This window comes from Bifidobacterium tibiigranuli (genome assembly GCF_009371885.1).
Taxonomy (GTDB): domain Bacteria; phylum Actinomycetota; class Actinomycetes; order Actinomycetales; family Bifidobacteriaceae; genus Bifidobacterium; species Bifidobacterium tibiigranuli.
In genome coordinates this window covers 60,212-79,142 of the sequence record NZ_QLZA01000003.1, presented here as the reverse complement: position 1 = coordinate 79,142, position 18,931 = coordinate 60,212, and the positions used below count along the sequence as shown (strand labels likewise).

Below are 18,931 nucleotides of genomic sequence, written 5' to 3'. Positions count from 1 at the left end.
AGCGCGCGGCTTTGACCGGCCGTAGCGCTCCATAATCAATATGAGAGAGGGAGGTAGACAATGGATTCAGGAAATGCTGCGTGGATGTTGACATCCGCGTCTTTCGTGTTGCTCATGACGCCCGCCGTGGCGTTCTTCTATGGCGGCATGGTGAGAGCCAAGGCGGTTCTGAACATGCTGATGCTGTCCGCCGGCGCTTTGGCGGTCACCGCCATTGTATGGACGTTCTGGGGCTGGTCGATTGCATATGCAGGCAAGGATATCGGCGGCATCTTCGGCGATCCCGCCACTGGTTTCCTGCTGAAGGATTCGATGGTCTCTGACCACGGCGTCTTCACTGCTGCAACCAACAATGCCAACCACTACCCGGTGAGCATCGATGTGGCCTTCCAGACCACCTTCGCGATGATCACGGTGGCGCTGATCAGCGGCGCTTTGGCCGAGCGCATCAAGTACAGCACCTGGATGATCTTCGTGGCGCTGTGGATTACCTTTGATTACGCGCCGATGGCGCATATGGTGTGGAACGGCGGCCTGCTGTCTCCCACGGGTGCCATCTCCCAGGCGATCGGCGCTTCGGCCCACGATTTCGCAGGCGGCACCGTTGTGCATATCAACGCGGCAGTCGCGGCCTTGGTTATCGTGCTGATTATCGGCAAGCGCAAGGGCTTTGGCAAGCAGCCGATCAAGCCTCATAACGTGCCCTTCGTGATGCTCGGCGCCTTCCTGCTGTGGTTCGGCTGGTTCGGCTTCAACGCCGGCTCCGCCTTCGGCGCGAACGGCACCGCCGGCTACGCATGGGTAAGCACCACGGCAGCCACGGCAGCCGCCATGCTGTCCTGGGGCTTCACCGAGCGGATTCGCACCGGACACTACACCGCGCTCGGCGCCGCCTCCGGCATGGTCGCGGGCCTGGTTGCCATCACCCCTGCCGCCGATGTGGTTTCGCCGCTGTGGGCCATGGTTCTCGGCGCAATCGCCGGCGTGCTCACCTGCCTAGCATGCAACCTGAAGTTCATGCTCGGCTACGACGATTCGCTCGATGTCGTCGGCGTGCACGGCGTCGGTGGTGTCACCGGCACCGTCCTCATCGGCTTCTTCGGCTCGGGCACCGGCCTATTCGCAGGCGGCAACTGGAGGCAGCTCGTGGTCCAGATCTGCATCGCGGCAATTGCTATACTGTTCTCGGGCGTTATGACCGCCATCATCGCCTTCGCGCTTGAGAAGACGGTTGGCTGGCGCGTCACCGAGGCCCAGGAGGTCGCAGGCGTCGATTTGTCCGACCAGGGCGAAACGGCCTACGATTTCGCTGGCACTGCCAGCTCGATTCTCAAGGAGGTGAAGTGACATGAAGCTGATCACCGCTATTATCCAGCCTCATAAGCTCGACGACGTCAAGGAGGCTCTTGCAGCCGCCGGCGTGCATGGCATCACGGTTTCCGAGGCCAACGGCTACGGCCGTCAGCGCGGGCACACCGAGGTCTATCGCGGCGCTGAATACACCGTCGACCTGATTCCGAAGATTCGCGTTGAGGTCCTGTCCGACGACGCTGATGCGGATACCTTGGTCTCCGTCATCGTCAAGGCTGCCGGAACCGGCACCATAGGCGATGGCAAGGTCTGGGTTGCTCCGCTCGACTCGGTGTCGCGCGTGCGCACCGGGGAGACCGGTTCGGCCGCGATCTGACGATTTCGGCTGATTGCACAGTCAAGTATCAGTTAAGTAAATGATTCGGGGACGATCCATTGTCATGGGTCGTCCCCGAATTTATTGCTGCCGGGCACCTAGTCTGTTGACTGCGCGGTTCGCTGGCGACGCGATTTGCTGGAGACGCAGCCGAATTGGCATGGCCGGCATGGGTGCCGGCATAGGCATACAACGAACACAACGCATATAACGCATACAACGTAAGGGGAATTTCTTGGCATCGGCGGTTGATGGTCTGGGAGCGCGGTTCATGGAATTGAGCCGGCCCGATGATGACGGCGTATATCGTGACGGGGCGGGCAAGCGAGCGGCGCGAACCGCGCTGGCCATATCGGCCATAGGGCAGCTATGGGATGAGGCGACGGGCGCGCTGCCTTTCGCGCTTCCCGAGCGCGGCGTGGGTCTGGCGGCCGTCGGCTCGCTGGCTCGCGGGCAGATGGGACCGTGCTCCGATGTGGATCTGGTGCTGATCTACGAGCCGCGTGCGCTGAACGATTCCCAGCTCAATGCGCTTGCCGACGCGCTCTGGTACCCCTTGTGGGACAGCGGCCTCGACCTCGATCACTCGGTGCGCACGCGCCAGCAGTGCGAAGGCGTGACCGATCACGATCTGCCGGCCGCTGTGGGCTGGCTCGATGTCAAGCCGATAGCAGGCGATGCCGAGCTGATTACGTCTACTGCCGGCTCAATTCTCGAGCGTTGGCGCAAAGCCGCCCGCAAACGCTTGCCCGAGCTGCTGGAATCCGCGCAGTCCAGACTCGACGGCTTCGGCCGAATGGCCTACCTCAACCAGCCTGACATCAAGGAGTCGCGCGGCGGTCTGCGCGACACGGTGATCATTTCCGCGCTGGCGGCATCCTGGCTGGCCGACCGGCCGCATGGAAACTACGACGATGCGGTCGAACGGCTGCTCGATGTGCGCGACTGCATCCATCTTGCGGCCGCCAAGGACACGAACCTCATGCTCACCCGATATCAGCCGAATGTCGCGCAGACCTTGGGCTTGGCCGATCCGACGCTGCCCGAGGACGAGCGCGCTGCGCGGTCCATCGACGACCTGCAGATGCTGCTCGCCCGCATCGGGCGGCAGATAGCGTTCTCGTGGGAGTTCACCTCGTCGCGGGCCAAGCATGCGCTGACGCATGAACGGCCGCGTTTCGCCTTCTTCCAGCTGCTCGACCCTCGTTCGGGCGGCAAGCGGGAGGCGCCTAAGTTTCGCGCGCTTGCGCCCGGCGTGGTGGAGCACGAGGGCGAGGTGTCGCTTGCTGCCGGTGCGAAACCGGCCGAGCAGACCGATTTGCCGCTGCGTGTCGCTGTCGCCGCGGCGCAGGCCAGACTGCCGATCAATCCGACGACGCTGCGCAACCTTGAGCGCTGCCCGGTGCATGACCATGATTGGAGCGCCGAGGATCGCGAGCTGCTGATTCGCCTGCTCGGTTCGGGAACAGTGCTCCCCCGGGTATGGGAGGAGCTTGACTTCATCAATATTCCCGGGCGTTGGATACCCGAATGGCTCGGCGTGCGCAACCGCCCTTCGGCATCCGCTGCGCACCGCTACACCATCGACCAGCATATGATCTATGTGGTTTCGCAGCTAGGGCGAGTTGCGCCTGACGGCACGCAATATGACGACATGCGGTATGCCGCGCTGCTGCTGGCTGGGCTGCTGCATGACATCGGCAAGCGGCCTGGCGTGCCGGACCACGCCATCGAAGGCGCGCGCCATGTGCCGGTGATACTGCGTCGCCTGGGCTTCGGCGAGGATATCGTGCGCATCGCGACGCTGCTGGTGCGCGAGCACCTGACGCTTTCGGAATTTGCCACGGGCAAGGACCCTGCGGATCCAGCAGTGGCCGAGGACTTGGCGGAGCGCGTCGACTACGATCCGCTCACGCTCGACATGCTCTTCGATCTGACCCGTGCCGACGGCTCGTCGCTGGGAGCCACCGCCAACGAGGCCATCACGAAGAAGTACGGCTGGTCGCGCTGGCGCGAACGGCTCGTGCGCGCTATGGCTGACGCCGCGCGCGCACGTATGCCGCGCGGCTGACAGGGTGCGAGGAGCCGTGCGTGGCAATGTCCCCATATGCCGTCGTTTCGCGTTGCCTTTTGACCGCTAACGGGACGCTACCGTACAAAATGCAACGGAATCGACGCTCATAATGTTGTCTTTTGCACGGTAGCCTCGTGTTACCGTGCAAAAGACAACGCATCTCCCGCTATTCCATCCAGACGTTGCTGCGGACGCGCAGCCCGTTGAACAGCGCTCGCAAGCCGATGAAGACCAGGTTGAGAACGCCCCAGAGGATGGCCATGCGCCAGGCGTCGCTGAGGTCGATCGCGCCGTCAAGCGCGTTGACGCCGCCGAGGGCCGCCAGATATGCCAGCGCGGTAATCGTACAAGTCAGGGCAAGATAGCGGTAGTCCTCGGCACCGATGAGGATGCCGTCGAGCGCCCACATCCATCCGGCGAGCGGCAGGAACGCGCCCTGCACGAGCATGCCGACCATGATGAGATGCTGCACCTCAGAAGAAGGACTGAACAGTCCGGTCGCCGCAAGCCCTGCGACCGCCAGCCCCACGCCGATGACCGCGCCCGCGAACAGGCCCGATCTGCTGGCGATCGAGGTCATAGCGTGCGCCCGGTTGTGCCGCCCCGCGCCGATCTGCGTGGCGACCAGCGTCTGCCCGGCGATGCCGATGGCGTCAAGCATGTTGAGCACGAAGTTCCAGCTCGAATTGACGGCCTGATACGCCGCCAGCACCTGCGTGCCCATGCGGGCCGCCAGCACCACCGTGGCGACCAGCGAGGCCCGCAGCGCCAGCGTGCGGATGAACAGCGGCACGCCGTCCGAAGCCGTGCCAAGGATGCCGGCCAAGCGCGGTCTCCAGCTCGCGCCATCCGCGCGCGCCCACAGCAGCGCCGGCACGACGAGAAACAGCCCCATGAACCATTGCGCTATCAGGGTCGCGGCTCCCGAACCGGCGACGCCCCAGTGCAGGCCGAACACGAACAGCACATCGAGCGCGGTGTTGACCACCGCCCCGGCCACAGCCGCGACGAAGGTGATGTTGACCTTGGACAGCCCGCGGAAGATGCCATTGGCGGCGTACACGAGCAGCATGCCGGGCAGCCCGAATACGATGGCCTGCAAATACGCGGTCGCGTTGTCGAGCACGGCATCGCGCGCCCCCATCGCCCAGCACAGCGGGCGCGCGGCGGCGAACAGGGCGACTGATACGAGCAGGCCGATGGCCAGCGCCAGCCACAGTCCGTCGATGCCAGCCTCAAGCCCTTCGCGCCGCTTCCCTGCGCCAATGAGCTGGGCCACGCTCGATGTCGTGCCGTAGGCCAGGAACACGCACAGCCCCACCGTGGTGAGGATGATGGTGGAACCGATGGAAAGCCCCGCCAGCGCCGCATCGCCGATATGACCCACAATCGCCGTGTCGATGAGCACGAAGGCCGGTTCGGCGATGAGCTGGCCGAAGGTCGGCAGCGCCAGCGCGAACAGCTGCCGTGTCGCCTGTCTGCGGTCGACATGACCTGCCTGTTCGGACGATTGGGCAGCGTCATCCCGCTGCTGCGTCGTATCGTGAGTCAATTCATTCATCGCCATTCATCATGCATTCCCTAGCTGTTTCCATAAGCGTACCGAGCCATCACAAGCGTCAGGAAGGGGAAACCTGCCCATTGTACTGTATTTCAGGCAAGACCGAGACGAACGCGATGAATGCCACTATCCGGAGTTCTTAAGGAGACCTTCTCAGCAAACCGCCCCCGGAAAACTCGACTCGCATATCATCGACGCCGGTCATATGCAAATCGAGATTGGACTGCCGCATAACTATCCCCACGTTATGCACTGACTTATCCCCATCATGTGGATAACTGAATGGATTATCCCCTGTGACACGCCTGCAATGTGGATAACTTGATTTTGTTGTCCACCGTGGAATACTGCGCGTGTCGCGTGAGCAATGCCGGGAAACGGCGGATGCGCTCCGCCGGTCTCCCTATACTCGAGCGTATGGCAGATGGAAATTCGTGGGACGAATCGCGGTCCGGCAGCGGGCAGGGCGCATATTCCGGCGGTTCGTCGTACGTTTCGGGCGCGACCGGGACGGCGGTGCGCGACGCGCTGTTCGACCGCGTGCCGCCGCATGACGACGACGCGGAAATGGCGGTGCTCGGCGGCATGCTGATGAGCAAGGACGCCATCGGCGAAGTCTCGCAGATGATCGACGTCACCGACTTCTACCAGCCCAAGCACCAGACCATCTACGAATCCATCATCACGCTCTTCTCCACCTCCCAGCCGGTGGACGTGGTGCTGGTCGCCAACGAACTGCTCAAGGCCGGCGACCTCGACAAGGTCGGCGGCGCTGACTACCTGCACAGCCTGGTCGCCTCGGTGCCCACGGCAGCGAATGCTACCTTCTACGCCGAAATCGTGCACCAGCGCGCCATCCTGCGCAATGTGATCGCCGCCGGCACGAAGATCGCGCAGCTCGGCTACTCCGCCGAAGGCTCGCAGGCCGAGGACGTCGTCAACCTGGCGCAATCCGAGGTCTACGAGATGAGCGTGGGCAAGGTACGGCAGGATTATTCGCCCATCGAATCGGTGGTGCATGATGCGCTCGACCAGCTCGACAAGCTGCAGAACCACGAGCTGGAACGCGGCGTGCCGACCGGCTTCCGCGACATCGACGACGTGACCCAGGGCCTGCAGCCCGGCCAGATGGTCGTTGTGGCAGGACGCCCGGCTATGGGCAAGTCCACGCTGGGCGTCGACTTCGCGCGTTCGGCCGCGCTGCATCACAACATGACAGCGGTCATATTCTCCTTGGAGATGAGCAAGGTGGAGCTGGCGCAGCGCATCATCTCGGCCGAGACGAACATTCCGCTCAACGCCCTGCGCCGTGCGGACGAGATCACGCCCGAACGCTGGAACACGCTCAATACGTTTTGGGGGACTTTGCAGGAGGCGCCGCTGTTCATCGACGACAGTCCGAATATGAGCCTTATGGAGATTCGCGCGAAATGCAGGCGGCTCAAGCAGACTAACGATTTGAAGCTCGTCGTGATCGACTACCTGCAGCTCATGAGCTCGGGCAAGCGCGTCGAAAGCCGCCAGCAGGAGGTCTCCGAGTTCTCGCGCGCTTTGAAGCTGCTCGCCAAGGAGCTTGAGGTGCCGGTCATAGCGCTGTCCCAGCTCAACCGTGGACCGGAAATGCGCAACGACCGCAAGCCGCAGCTTTCCGATCTGCGTGAATCCGGCTCGATCGAGCAGGACGCCGACGTGGTGCTGCTCGTGCACCGGCCCGACGCCTACGACAAGGAGGACCGGCCCGGCGAGGCGGACATCATCATGGCGAAGCACCGCAACGGGCCGACCGATACCTTCCATTTGGCGTTCCTCGGCGCGACGTCGAAGTTCAAGGACATGCCGCAGGACTACCAGCAGGGGGTGTGAAGTCGATGGAGAACCACGAGGATACGGCAGCAATGTCGGCAATGCCAACAGAGTCCGAACAATCCGATACGCAGCGCGGCAAAGACGCGGACGGGTCGGTGCATGTGGCGAACGTGCCGATTAATACGAACACGTTGGCCGAGTCGGCCATATCGCTGGGTATGCCAGATAACGTGTCGAGCATTCCACTCGACGTGGTGACTGTACCGAGTCGTCCTGCCCGCACGATTTCCGCCCAGGCGACCCAAACCGAAGTCGTGCCTGAGTCTGAATCCGAAGAAGCCCAGGAGTCTGTCGCACAGCAGTCTTCGGCGCAGGAAGCTTCGGCGCAGCAGCAAGCCACCGTGCCTCCGCGCGCCCCCTGGTATGCCTTCGCAACCCCGGCGCTGGGCAAGATAGTGCGCTGGGCCTCACGGCTGTCGCGGCATGGCGGCAGCGCCTTGCCTGGGCAGGTCATCGAGCGCTTCGACCGCGGATTTTTGGCCCGCACCTTGGCTGAACTGCCGTACGGCGTGGTGCTCGTGTCGGGCACGAACGGCAAGACGACGACGACCCGCATGGTCGCCTCGGTGCTCGAAAGCCTCGGTCTGCGCGTCTTCACGAATCCGACCGGCTCCAATTTCACGCGCGGCGTGGTCTCCGCGCTGCTCGGCGAGGTGGATCTCAAAGGCAGACTCGATGCGGATATCGCCGTGCTCGAACTGGACGAGGCCTACGCGGTGCATTTCGTGAAGCAGTTCAGGCCTCGATACTCCCTGCTGCTCAACGTGATGCGCGATCAGCTCGACCGCTTCGGCGAAATTGACAACACCGCCCGGCTGCTCAGCCATGTGGCGCAGGCGACGAGCGGCACGGTGGTGCTCAACCGCGAGGACGCGCGCATCGCGCATCTGGCCGCCGACGTGCCGCACGACACCAAGGTCGCCTATTTCGGCCTGGTGAACAGCTTGCGCGTGTTCTTCCCCTCTGACGACGATATGCATGCCTCCGACATGGCGCAGGACGAGTCGAACGCAGCCGACCGGAGTGCCAGCGTCCGCACGGGTTCGGATGTCTTCGCGAGTGCCCGGTCCGGCATGCCCGCCCCCGGCGTGCGCGATACCGGCTCTCCGCGCCTCAATCTAGGCCGCGCAGCCTTCGAATCCACCGCGCAGCCCGCCGATGTGGTGCTCAAGCATGTCGGCGATCACGAGGCCGAATTCTTGATTGATGGCCGCGCGGTGAATACTTCGGTGAAGCTCGAAGGCGTCTACAATCTGTTCAACGCCGCCGCCGCGCTCGCCGTGGTGCGTGCAGTCGCCGCTGACAGTGCTGATAGTGCTGCCGACAATGCTGGTGATGGCGACAGCGCCGGTGATAATGACCGTGCCATCAACGCCAGCGATGAACGGCTGATGCGCGCGCTCGCGCAGGTCACGCCGGCCTTCGGGCGCGGCGAGGTCATCGATGTGAACGGCACGCCGGTCGAGCTGCTGCTGGTCAAGAATCCCATGGGATTCAGGCTTTCCCTTGCATCATTCCCGCCGGAGAATCACGACACGATGATCGCGATCTGCGACGAATACGCCGACGGCCGCGATATGAGCTGGCTGTGGGATGTCGATTTCGGCTCCCTGCGCGGCGAGGGCGTGGCGATGGTCTCCGGCACGAGGGCGTGGGATATGGCTTTGCGATTGGAATACGACCAAGTGCCGGTCGGGCAGACCGATACCGACTTGGAGCAGTCCGTCGAGCGCTTCGTCACGGCGAATCCGGGCAGGCCGAAGCACATGTACTGCACGTACACGGCCATGCTGCGCGCGCGGTCGGCGTTGTCGCATATCGCGCAGGTCGCCGACGCTGGTGTCGGACGCTGAACAGGCAGCACAACCGATAACAACGCAAACAACGCAAACAATCGAAACGCGCCGAACACGCCGAACGAGGGGAGAACCGCGATGGCCAAGGCAATCGACGTCATGTCCTTGTATCCCAAGGACATGAACATCTACGGCGACTGGGGCAACGTGCTCACGATAACCCGTCGCCTCGCGCTGTACGGCTACGAACCGCGCCTGCACGTCTACAACCAGGGCGACGCATGGCCCGAGCACATCGACATGATTCTGGGCGGCGGAGGTCAGGACAATGGGCAGAAGAAAATTACCGAGGACCTGTTCCTGCGCGCCGACGAATTGCGCTCGCTGGCAGCCGACGGCACGCCGATGCTGGCCATCTGCGGGCTGTACCAGCTGTTCGGCGAGTATTTCGAGACGATCGACGGCACGAGGCTCGACGGCATCGGCATCTTCGGCGTGTACACCAAAGGCCGCAACGTGCGCATGATCGGCAATCTGGTCGAGCACGCCGAGCAGTTCGGCGACGTCATCGGCTACGAGAACCACTCCGGGCAGACCTTCCTGCGCGAGGGCGTGCAGCCGCTGGGCACTGTGGATGCCGAGGGCACCGGCAACAACGGCGAGGACCACACCGAAGGAGCCAGGGTCGGCAACGTGATCGGCACCTACATGCACGGCTCGCTGCTACCCAAGAACCCGGCCATATCGGACTTCCTCATTCGCACTGCCGTCGAACGCCGCTACGGCGCGTTCCAGCCCCAGCAAAGCGAGCAGCAGCGCGCCGATCTGGCCCGCATCGACGCTGCGGCCGAGCAGGCGCGCACAGTCGCCGCAGCCCGCCCGCGCTAATGGTTAGGTTTGTGCGTTTCAAAGGCTGAAATACCCGAACCCAACCAGTCATCTAGTAAGCTGGCCGCGCAAACGGTCTGCGGCCTCAGGCCTTCCCTGTGTAGGCGTCGTCGAAGAAGCCGAGTTCGTAATGCACGGCCTGCTCGAAGCGACCGCGCTGCTCGGGGTCGTCGGGGTCGACGACGCGATTGAGTTCGCTGATCAGGAACGTCACCCATTCGGCGAAATCCCCGCCACGATGCACATCGACCCAGCCGCGATTCTGCGCCAGTTTGGGCATGCGGGTGCCGTGCTCGGTCTGCAGCTCGGCCCAGTCGAGGTAGAGCGATTCCGCGACGGTGAGCACGATAAGCGCGTCGGCGTAGGAGCGCGTTTCGAGCGTCGAGCGATACAGTTGGCGGAATCCCTGTGCGGATGGCGTAAGCTGCGGATGGTCGATTTCGGCCTGCGGCACTGCGAACTGGGCGAACCGATCCTGGAAGTACGCGTCCTCGTCATTGGCAATGAAGCCGAGCTGCCGGGCGAGCCGATTCTTGGCCGGCATCGTGTCAGCCGAAGCGAGCGCCTGGCCGAGCAGGGACAGGAAGTCGAAGGAGAACTGATTGTCCTGAATCAGATAGTCGCGCAGCACGTCGTCGGGCAATTGATCCGCCACTAGCTCGCGCACGAAGCGGTGGGTGACGGCGGCCTGCCACTCGTCGTGCGCCGAGGCGCGGAAGCGGTCGTATGGCGTGTTGACGGCGGCTGTTGTAGTTGGGTTGTTCATCGAAGGTCTCCTTGCGTACCGAGCTGTGCGTCGGTCTGCGCGTTATCGTTATCAGCTTGTGCATTTTCATCAGGCTGTGCATTTTCATCAGAAAAGTCCGGCCAGGGTCGGCGGTGCAGCGCCGAATCCCAGAAGAGGTATTCGTACCGGGTCGCGGTGCGGTAGGCGCGTCGCATCTCGTCGCGTTCCTCGGGCGACGCGGCGGCTGCAGCGCGGTCCACATTGCCGCGTGCCTGCTCGACAGAAGCGTGGAATTCCTCGCCGTCGTATTCGGCAATCCACTGCGCATAGGGGTGGTCGGGGTTGCGTTCCAGCAATGCGCCGGCCTGATGGGCCAGCCGTTCGGCGACATGCGCATACACCCAGAAGCAGGGGAGCACGGCTGCGGCGCCCACCGGATACGGTGCCTGCGAGGTCTGCGCTACGAGGAATGATGTGTAGCCTAGGCAAACCGGCGACGGCAGCTGATCGGCCGGCGAGAGCAGATCGGGGCCGTTCGGCAGCACGCTGCGATGCAGTTGGGTTTCCTCCACGCTGGCGCTGCGTGCGGCATCAGCCCAGCTGGCGGTCAGCTCAGGCGTAGGGCTTCGGGCCGAGAGCAGGGCGAGCGAGCGCGCGTACCCGCGCAAGTACAGCGTGTCCTGATGCATGTAGAACTGGAAATCGGCGGCGTCCAGCTCGCCCGAACCCAGCAGGTTCAGGAATTCCATCCTGTGGATGGCGGCCAGTTCGGGGGCTATCGACTCCCAGAGCTCATCGGTGAAGCGTGGGCCAGTCGATAATGGTGATAATGATGGTGATTGCGTCTGCGGTCGCGAAAAATCGTTCATGACATCCCTTCGTCAGCATGATCTGCATCAGGTTCAACGGGTGTGGTCTCAGTCGCCGGCGGCGACACCCCGTGTCGATTGCCGATTGTACCAGCGCCGCCGGCTGCGGTCCAGAGCGACGTGCGTCGATTGAGAGCATGCGGTGGCTGGGACCGTGCGTGGGCGGGGGCTACTGGAACGAATGCGCCGCTGAGTTGCGGTCAGTGGCATATTCGTCCCAGTTATACGGGCTACTGGAACAAAACGTCCGCACCACCGCGCGTCAGTGGCGCATTCGTTCCAGTGGCCGTATGGCGGACTCATGATGATATTCGTGAGTTCTTCGATAACGTGCTGCGTGAAGTGGAGCCGGAGGTACGCCGTTGTCCGTCCGCCTCCAGTTGCCAGTCTATAGGCATTTCATGGCGGGCATTCGCGCGTCCCATTGCGATATGGCCGTACGCGGCGTGTCGCAAGCGTGCGCCTTGCGCGCCCCCGCATACCGCGCTCCATGCGTTTCGTCAGCGTACGTTTTATGACACGTTCGCGAGGTCCGTATTGGAAAACGTACACTGCCGACGACTCAGCGTACGTTTTCCAATACGGGCTCATGCAGCATGCTGGAAAACGTACGCTTGGGGGCCGCGGGTCGTGCAGTCGTGGTTCGCACAGTCGTGGGTCGTGGACACCATAGGTATCGATGAACAATGCAGTACGCACCAGCCACGCACAGTCCGCGGATTCCACAGCCTCCACGGACTTCACGGTGCTTAACGCGCCCGAGAGCCCGGCGCAGGGCTCGCTTGTCGAGCTCAAATCCGAGTTCATCGGCAATGCCTGCCATGTGGCCACCCTCGATGAGGCGCTCGCCTTCGTGCAGACGATTCGTGAGCGTCATCCCAAGGCCCGGCATGTGGCCTATGCGGGCGTGTGCGGTGCCAGCGAGCGGCTGAGCGAACGCATGAGCGACGACGGCGAGCCGTCGGGCACGGCCGGCAAGCCCATTCTGGACGTGCTGCGCGCGAAGCGTCTCACCGATTGCGTGGTGAGCGTCACGCGCTATTTCGGCGGGATTCTGCTGGGCTCGGGCGGCCTGATTCGCGCCTACGCGACAGCCGCCTCGCTGGCCGTAGAGGCTGCGGACAGAGCCGCGCTGATGCCGAGCCGGCACTATCGGGTCGCGCTGGAATACCGGCATTTGGGTGCGTTTGAGCATTTGCTGGAATCGGTGCAGGGCACCAGAGTGGATGCGAGCTATGCGCAGGGGGTCGTATGCGAGGTGCTGGTGCCTTGCGAGCAGTGCGACCGCTTCGAATCGCAGCTGCGCAACGCGTTCAGCGGCACGGTGCGACCGCAGGCGTTGGACATAGTCAATCAGATCGTGCCGCAGGCTGTACCGCTGAAATGACTGCGCCTCTGTAAGCTGTGTTTCTGTAATAATTGTGCTTCTACAATGGGCTGTGCTTCGGCGGAGCAAACCGCTGCGAGCTGTACCTCAGGGCTCTGCCTTGGCGAAGTTCTTAAGGGCAGGCGATATGCTGGGCGATATGAGCGAATTGCAGGAAACGGCGCGGCAGACCGGATCGGAAGACGCCGATCAGTCGCAGGAGGATGCTGTGCAGACAGGAGACGTTGATATCACTGAGGATATTGGGGCAGACGCCGAGATAGACAGCGCGGCGGTGGGCGATGCCACTTCTGTCAACGATGACGACAGTGCCACCGACGGTGCCAACGCTAATGACAATGACGGCGCCAACACTAACGCCAACGCGCGTGAACCCGCCAGCGTCGACGCGAGTGAACCCGCCGGCAACCCCGACGATTTCGAACCGCTGACCGACAGCTACGAGCGGCTGCGGCACTCCCATGACAGCGCCGAGCTGAGCGAATTCGCCCGCAGGCCCTTGCCTGACAGAGCCAATCAGGCAGCCTTCTCCCGTGCGACCGCATTGCTCGAAGCGGTGGCCGGCAACCCCAGTACCCCCGTCGAGGACCGCGTCTACTTGGCGCAGACCATGCCCTTCCCGAACGTGCTGGTCAAACTCTCCGTCGATCCCGCGCCCGAGGTGCGCCGAGCGGTGGCGGGCAATGCCGATGACAAGAACTGGCTCGTCGGCAGGCTCACCAAGGATGAGGACGTCGAAGTGCGCGACATCGCGCTGCGCAACGGCCGCACCTCATGGAAGATGCGCCTGGAAGGTGCGCAGAATCCGCAGACCAGTGCGGAAACACTAGATTTTCTAGCACAATTAGGAGTCGAGCTTGAGCCTGATGCCTCCGGTGTACTCGCCTCGATGGTGCGCCGCGCGGTCGCGCTCAATCCCCAATGCGCGCAGCCGACGCTGGAGCGCCTTGCTGCGGATTCCTCGCCACAGGTGGCCAAGGCCGCCCGTTCCCGGCTGCAGGAGAGATAAGTACAGCAATACGGCAATACGACGCCTATGAGGTGAGTTCCGCCACATGATTGCCCTAGGATGGCCGCAAGTGCCGTACCACACCAAGCTAGGGATTACACTGGAGGAATGACACAGAAAGTCGAAAGCGAAGAACGCCTGGCGCGTCCGCTCATCCGATTGGCTCGACTGGTCGGGGTGGAGACCAGCTACATCGGGCAGACTAGCGATTATCACGAGATCGATGATGATGTCCTCGTCGACGTGTTTGGTGCCTTGGGCGTTGACGCCACGAGCGATGAAGCAGTGGCGCAATCCATCACCGCAATACTTGACGACCGGCATCGGCGCCTGGTCACGCCCACCGTGCTGCACACCGTAGGCGAGCAGAGCGAGGTCCCGGTCAATACCGGCGTGCTCGATGTCCCCACGGCCAGCATCACCTTGGAGAACGGCGAGAAGTACGACGGCGAGGTGACCATCGACGCGGGAGACGGCTCAGGGGCCTACCCGCTCGGGGATGCCTTCGTGGTCACGGCCTCGATTCTCATTCCCGCCGACCTGCCGATGGGCTACCACACGTTGCATGTCACGGTCGGTGAGCGCGAGCAGGATGCCACGCTGATCAGCGCGCCGGAGCGGATCGAGCCGTTGGAGCCGATCAAGGATGGCCAGCTGTGGGGCTGGATGGCCCAGCTGTATTCGATTCGTTCGGCCGGGTCATGGGGCGTGGGCGACTTCGCCGATCTGAAGACCCTGCTGGTTGAGTCGAAGCACAGGACCGGTGCCGATTTTCTGCTCGTCAATCCGCTGCATGCCGCCGAACCGGTTTCGCCGCTCACGCCCTCGCCTTATCTGCCCGTCTCGCGCCGCTTCGTGAACTTCACCTACATTCGCCCTGAGGGCATTGAGGAATACGACGCTCTGGATGAGGAGACGCGCGCTCAGATTACCGAGCTGCACAATCAGACCGAGGCGCTTAACGGCGATGCGCAGCTCATCGACCGCGACGCGATGTGGCGCTCGAAGATGCGCGCGCTCTGGCTGATCTTCAAAGCCGGTCTGGGCGCTGCCCGGCAGGCGCAATTCGACCAGTTCAAGCAGGCGACCGGCGACGAGCTTGAGGCCTATGCGACCTGGTGCCTGTGCTACGACAAGTGGGGCGCTCCGGACGACAATGATCAGGGCAACTGGATTCATGCGCTGTCCAAGGATTCCGAGGCGATCGCGCAGGTGCGCGCGCAGTTCCCCGACACGCTTGACTTCTATCGCTGGCTCGAATGGGTGGCTATCGGTCAGCTCGAAGACGCCCAGCAAGCGGCCAAGGATGCGGGCATGGGCATCGGCATCATGTCGGATATGGCCGTCGGCGTGCATCCGGCCGGTTCCGAAGTGTGGTGGGATCCCGAACGTTTCGCCAAGGGTGCCACGGTCGGCGCCCCGCCGGACTACTTTAACCAGCAGGGCCAGGATTGGAGCCAGCCGCCCCTAAGCCCCCTATCGCTGGAATCCACGGGCTATCAGGCGTATCGCAGCCTGGTGCACGGCATGTTCTCACAGGCTGGCGCAGTGCGCATCGACCATATTCTGGGCCTCTTCCGGCTGTGGTGGATACCGCAGGGCCGCTCGGCCATCCAAGGCGCCTACGTGCATTATGACAGCGAGACTATGATTGGCATTCTGGCCATCGAGGCTGCGCGCGCCCAGGGCGTGATCGTGGGCGAGGATCTCGGCGTGGTGCCCAAATTCGTGGTCGATTCGCTTAAGCGCCACGGGATTCTGGGCTGCACCGTCGAATGGTTCGCACAGAAGGACGGGGAGTTCCTGCCGCCCGACACTTGGCGTCGCGATGCGCTCGCCTCCGTCAATACGCATGACATGCCGCCGGCCGCAGGGTACTTGGTCTATGAGCACGTCGAGCTGCGCGACCGTCTGCACCTGCTCACTGAGCCGGTCGAGGACTTCAAGGCAGGGGCCGTGCAGGAGCATAACGCGATGCTTGCGATGCTGGTCGACAAGGGCTTCCTCGACCCCGAGCTCATCACCGACGAGACCGAGCACACGCAGCAGATCGTCGAGGCGCTTTACCGCGGTCTCAAGGCCGCGCCGAGCAGGCTGTTGGCTGCTTCGCTGACCGACGCGGTAGGAGAGCGCCGCACCCAGAACCAGCCGGGCACGAACAACGAATATCCGAACTGGCGCATTCCGCTGGCCGACGAGAACGGCGACGTCGTGCCGCTCGAAGCGCTCTTCGACAACCCTCGTCTGCAATCGCTCGCCGCAATCATGAGAGCATGAGGGGATGATCGTGGATCAGCGGGTTGAGGAAGATGCTCACGAAGAGGCCGAGGGAAGCAGGCGCAGTCAGAGCGATGCTGACACGGGAGGCACGCAGCTGAGGATTGCGCCAGCCGATTCTGCACTGGGTACGGCTGCACTGGGTACATCTGCACTGGGTGCGCCTGTGTTGGGTGCACCTGCGACGAATGCCAGTGCTACGAGTGCTGACGCCGCCGCCAATGCCGCCTCCCGTGGTCTAGTGGCATGGCTCGCCAGCTCGCTCAAGGCGCCATCTCGCGATATGCGCGAGAGTGACCGGAGCATCTTCGGCTGGCTAGCCATAGTCGTGACCTCGATATTCAGCGCGCTGATTCCAGCTACGATGGCATGGCGCGCGATCTCCGCATTCGCCGCGTATGCCACCAACAGGGCCGGCAGCCTGCAAGCGCTCGTCCTCGGATATGTGGATCAAGGGATAGCCTCGGCCAGAGAGGCGCTTCCCAGTGGGTCCCTCGCCATGCCGTTCGACTTCGTCACCTCGTATATCACTACCATGCTCACCAATAAGCTGGGCAGGGTACAGGCGTCATTCGGCGGGCGCGTGGACCGCTGGGAGTCAACGCTCAGAAGCAATATCACCAGCATCTTCATCGTCGCGGCGCTCGGCTTCCTCATCTTCAATATCGTGCTGGTGCTGTGCGTGTGGGTGGTGCGCCGCGCCCTCCTGCACGATACGGCGTTCACGCTCGGGCGGGCGCTCAACCTGGTCGCGCGGCAGTATGTGCTTGTGCTGCTCGTGTTGCTTGCCGCCGAACTGTTCGCTCTGCTCGACCTTCCGATTCCGGTCGTCATCCTGCTGCTCGTCGCTATTATCCTCACCCAGATGATTATTCGCTTCGGGGTCTTCGACGCGAGCAATCGCCGCAGGGCAGACGGATACTATCTCAAAGTTTTCGGCTTCATCGTCATCAACATCCTGCTGCTTGCCGTGTTCGCGCTCATAGTCGTATTCGGATGGCATATCCTGAGCGCCTCGCTGTGAGGCGGCATATCTAGTACTCAGACTCGAAGCGGCACCCTGATGTAGTTCTCGGTAGAGCTTACTTGGCAATACTGTCACGGTTGCGTTATACTTTTGCCATGACTGAGAAGCTGTTGGCGAGAGACGAACTATGGGACACTGCGGCCGTGCAGCATGGTTTCGTGACAGCTCAACAGGCTGCAGGCCTAGGCGTCACCAAGGGCGCGCTTCAGATGATGGTGCACCGGGGAACCTTGGAGCGGGCGGCTTTCGGGGTCTATCGTTTTCCTCAATATCCGGTGGGCGAACATGATCAGAAGATGCTTGCAGTGCTGTGGACGCGGGCGCCCGAGGCCGCGCTGTCCCATGAAACCGCGCTTGACGCTTACGGCCTGTGCGATGTGAACCCTAATCGCATCCATGTCACGGTCGGCAGTGAGCGCAGGCTACGGCGCGCTGACGGGGACGAGTATGCCGTTCACTATGAAGACCTTGACCCCAAGCAGGTTGGGTGGTGGCAGGAGATCCCGACCGTGACGGCGAAGACCGCAATCGGGCAGTGCATGGAATATGACACTCCAACGTATCTGCTGAGGCAGGCGATTGAGCAGGGCTACGCACAGGGGTACCTCAAGGCCACGGAACGCGACGAACTAAGCGCAGCATTGGAGACTCGACATGGGCAATAAACGAATGGAATCGCGCCTGGCCGGGCTGCTGGGAATGCTGAAGCCCAAGACCAAACAGCCTGTTTCGACCAAGGTTCTCAACGGCTGGATCGCCCAGGCCGAACGCGCCCTCGGCAATGAAGCCAAGGGAGGTCGCCTTGGCTGGCTCATTGCTTCCTCGGTGGCGATTGCCGCAGTGCAGCGCGCTATCGATGCAGATGGTCGCCAACGGTTCCTGCTCAAGGGCGGCACGTTGCTTCAGTATCGTCTCAACTCGACCGCCAGAGCCACCAAGGATGTTGACGGCTTGGTGAGAGGCGACCTTGATGAATTCATTGCTGCACTGGATGACGCTCTCGACGAACCGTGGGGGCCACTGACGGTACGCAGAACCGATGTCGAGATCATTCGCGTGCCAACTCGCGTGTTTCAACCTCGTCGATTCGACCTCATCTTGGAGCTGCGTGGCGTGACTTGGCGACGCATCCAGTTCGAGATCTCGCCCGATGAAGCAGGTATCAGCAACGAAGACGAGTCCATCGAGGCGCCGCCGCTCAGTGGCTTTGGGCTACCAGACCCCGATGCGCTCGTTGGAATTGCCATGCGCTTCCAGATCGCACAGAAGTTCCACGCGGTCACCGATCCTCACGCTCCACCAGAGTCGATCAATGACCGCGCCCGCGACGTCGTAGACCTGCTGCTGCTCAGAGACCTTGTGCAGGAGACTGGAAGCCCATCGTTGCCTCAGATCAAGTCGGCAGCCGTGGCGGTGTTCGACGCTCGTGCGGCGGAAGCAGAGCAGTTGGGGCGCACTCCGCGCCATTGGCCACCAACCCTGACTGCCTACAATCATTGGGCAGGCGACTATGCCCGTGCCGCGGCATCAGGCGGCATCGCCTTATCCCTTGACGAGGCAGTGACTGAAGTGAACGACTGGGTCACACGGATAGACGCCGCCAGAAACATAGCATCCCAGCCCCTGCCCACTTCTCACGGACGTCTAGCACAACAGTGAACATGCATCCGGCCCGTCAACGGGCTGAGATTCCCGGCACGTATGGCACGCAGCCGATGTGAAGAGCTGTTTTTTCCATGGGGGTACTATCAAAACAGGCGGCT

At 62.8% G+C, this 18,931-nt stretch carries 15 protein-coding genes and 1 riboswitch; of the genes, 12 read left to right on the top strand and 3 right to left on the bottom strand.

Translation table 11 applies throughout. From position 1 onward, the window contains the following. Positions 1 to 60: 60 nt before the first annotated feature. The 3 genes from DDF78_RS03210 (at position 61) to DDF78_RS03200 (ending at position 3,758) form a co-directional block, all read left to right on the top strand. The gene (locus tag DDF78_RS03210) at positions 61 to 1,347 is read left to right on the top strand and encodes an ammonium transporter (protein WP_152580355.1); all 1,287 of its coding nucleotides are present in this window, start codon (positions 61 to 63) and stop codon (positions 1,345 to 1,347) included. 1 nt (position 1,348) lies between these two features. After that, positions 1,349 to 1,687, top strand: coding sequence for a P-II family nitrogen regulator (locus DDF78_RS03205; RefSeq protein WP_024463231.1), 339 nt, complete (start codon positions 1,349 to 1,351; stop codon positions 1,685 to 1,687). Positions 1,688 to 1,922: 235 nt separating this feature from the next. Continuing rightward, positions 1,923 to 3,758, top strand: a complete 1,836-nt coding sequence (locus DDF78_RS03200) for a [protein-PII] uridylyltransferase family protein (RefSeq protein ID WP_162000672.1) — start codon at positions 1,923 to 1,925, stop codon at positions 3,756 to 3,758. A gap of 169 nt (positions 3,759 to 3,927) precedes the next feature. Here the strand turns inward: DDF78_RS03200 and DDF78_RS03195 are convergent, their stop codons facing one another. Beyond that, positions 3,928 to 5,322 (bottom strand): MATE family efflux transporter, encoded by a 1,395-nt coding sequence (locus DDF78_RS03195; RefSeq protein ID WP_152580354.1) that lies wholly within the window; start codon positions 5,320 to 5,322, stop codon positions 3,928 to 3,930. Positions 5,323 to 5,739: 417 nt separating this feature from the next. Between DDF78_RS03195 and dnaB the strand changes: the two genes are divergently transcribed. From dnaB to DDF78_RS03180, 3 genes are all read left to right on the top strand, one after another. Beyond that, positions 5,740 to 7,185 carry a replicative DNA helicase gene (gene dnaB, locus DDF78_RS03190; protein WP_152580353.1) on the top strand — a complete coding sequence of 482 codons (1,446 nt, stop codon included), beginning with the start codon at positions 5,740 to 5,742 and terminating at the stop codon, positions 7,183 to 7,185. Positions 7,186 to 7,226: 41 nt separating this feature from the next. After that, positions 7,227 to 9,041, top strand: a complete 1,815-nt coding sequence (locus tag DDF78_RS03185) for a Mur ligase family protein (protein ID WP_237564525.1) — start codon at positions 7,227 to 7,229, stop codon at positions 9,039 to 9,041. Between the two features lie 81 nt (positions 9,042 to 9,122). After that, positions 9,123 to 9,872, top strand: coding sequence for a type 1 glutamine amidotransferase (locus DDF78_RS03180; RefSeq protein ID WP_152580352.1), 750 nt, complete (start codon positions 9,123 to 9,125; stop codon positions 9,870 to 9,872). A gap of 85 nt (positions 9,873 to 9,957) precedes the next feature. On the opposite strand, the gene DDF78_RS03175 is transcribed toward DDF78_RS03180, so the two are convergent. Both DDF78_RS03175 and DDF78_RS03170 read right to left on the bottom strand, forming a co-directional pair. After that, a complete protein-coding gene (locus DDF78_RS03175) occupies positions 9,958 to 10,638 on the bottom strand; it encodes a TenA family protein (RefSeq protein WP_152580351.1) in 681 nt (226 codons plus the stop codon). Next, positions 10,635 to 11,468: a TenA family protein gene (locus tag DDF78_RS03170; RefSeq protein ID WP_152580350.1), complete on the bottom strand. Its 834-nt coding sequence runs from the start codon at positions 11,466 to 11,468 to the stop codon at positions 10,635 to 10,637. Before DDF78_RS03170 ends, DDF78_RS03175 begins: the two co-directional genes overlap by 4 nt. Further along, positions 11,456 to 11,550: riboswitch (TPP riboswitch) on the bottom strand. (Overlaps the previous gene by 13 nt.) A gap of 597 nt (positions 11,551 to 12,147) precedes the next feature. Between DDF78_RS03170 and DDF78_RS03165 the strand changes: the two genes are divergently transcribed. The 6 genes from DDF78_RS03165 (at position 12,148) to DDF78_RS03140 (ending at position 18,827) form a co-directional block, all read left to right on the top strand. Next, entirely contained in the window at positions 12,148 to 12,855 is a 708-nt protein-coding gene (locus DDF78_RS03165) for an IMPACT family protein (RefSeq protein WP_152580349.1), read from the top strand. A 274-nt stretch (positions 12,856 to 13,129) separates the two neighbouring features. Beyond that, the gene (locus tag DDF78_RS03160; protein WP_415481481.1) at positions 13,130 to 13,864 is read left to right on the top strand and encodes an AbrB family transcriptional regulator; all 735 of its coding nucleotides are present in this window, start codon (positions 13,130 to 13,132) and stop codon (positions 13,862 to 13,864) included. Between the two features lie 108 nt (positions 13,865 to 13,972). Further along, entirely contained in the window at positions 13,973 to 16,141 is a 2,169-nt protein-coding gene (gene malQ, locus DDF78_RS03155; RefSeq protein WP_152580347.1) for a 4-alpha-glucanotransferase, read from the top strand. A gap of 10 nt (positions 16,142 to 16,151) precedes the next feature. After that, on the top strand, positions 16,152 to 17,165 hold the full coding sequence (locus DDF78_RS03150; protein ID WP_152580346.1) for a DUF6574 domain-containing protein: 1,014 nt from the start codon (positions 16,152 to 16,154) through the stop codon (positions 17,163 to 17,165). 98 nt (positions 17,166 to 17,263) lie between these two features. Next, positions 17,264 to 17,833: a type IV toxin-antitoxin system AbiEi family antitoxin domain-containing protein gene (locus tag DDF78_RS03145; RefSeq protein ID WP_152580345.1), complete on the top strand. Its 570-nt coding sequence runs from the start codon at positions 17,264 to 17,266 to the stop codon at positions 17,831 to 17,833. Continuing rightward, complete coding sequence (locus DDF78_RS03140) at positions 17,823 to 18,827, top strand: nucleotidyl transferase AbiEii/AbiGii toxin family protein (protein ID WP_152580344.1); 1,005 nt, start codon at positions 17,823 to 17,825, stop codon at positions 18,825 to 18,827. Before DDF78_RS03145 ends, DDF78_RS03140 begins: the two co-directional genes overlap by 11 nt. Positions 18,828 to 18,931 lie beyond the last annotated feature (104 nt).

Bases quoted from the DNA above. Each gene is read 5' to 3' on its own strand.
- DDF78_RS03210 (WP_152580355.1), top strand. From the start codon at position 61: ATGGATTCAGGAAATGCTGCGTGGATGTTGACATCCGCGTCTTTCGTG.
- DDF78_RS03205 (WP_024463231.1), top strand. From the start codon at position 1,349: ATGAAGCTGATCACCGCTATTATCCAGCCTCATAAGCTCGACGACGTC.
- DDF78_RS03195 (WP_152580354.1), bottom strand. From the start codon at position 5,322: ATGAATGAATTGACTCACGATACGACGCAGCAGCGGGATGACGCTGCC.
- dnaB (WP_152580353.1), top strand. From the start codon at position 5,740: ATGGCAGATGGAAATTCGTGGGACGAATCGCGGTCCGGCAGCGGGCAG.
- DDF78_RS03185 (WP_237564525.1), top strand. From the start codon at position 7,227: ATGCCAACAGAGTCCGAACAATCCGATACGCAGCGCGGCAAAGACGCG.
- DDF78_RS03180 (WP_152580352.1), top strand. From the start codon at position 9,123: ATGGCCAAGGCAATCGACGTCATGTCCTTGTATCCCAAGGACATGAAC.
- DDF78_RS03175 (WP_152580351.1), bottom strand. From the start codon at position 10,638: ATGAACAACCCAACTACAACAGCCGCCGTCAACACGCCATACGACCGC.
- DDF78_RS03170 (WP_152580350.1), bottom strand. From the start codon at position 11,468: ATGAACGATTTTTCGCGACCGCAGACGCAATCACCATCATTATCACCA.
- DDF78_RS03165 (WP_152580349.1), top strand. From the start codon at position 12,148: ATGAACAATGCAGTACGCACCAGCCACGCACAGTCCGCGGATTCCACA.
- malQ (WP_152580347.1), top strand. From the start codon at position 13,973: ATGACACAGAAAGTCGAAAGCGAAGAACGCCTGGCGCGTCCGCTCATC.
- DDF78_RS03145 (WP_152580345.1), top strand. From the start codon at position 17,264: ATGACTGAGAAGCTGTTGGCGAGAGACGAACTATGGGACACTGCGGCC.
- DDF78_RS03140 (WP_152580344.1), top strand. From the start codon at position 17,823: ATGGGCAATAAACGAATGGAATCGCGCCTGGCCGGGCTGCTGGGAATG.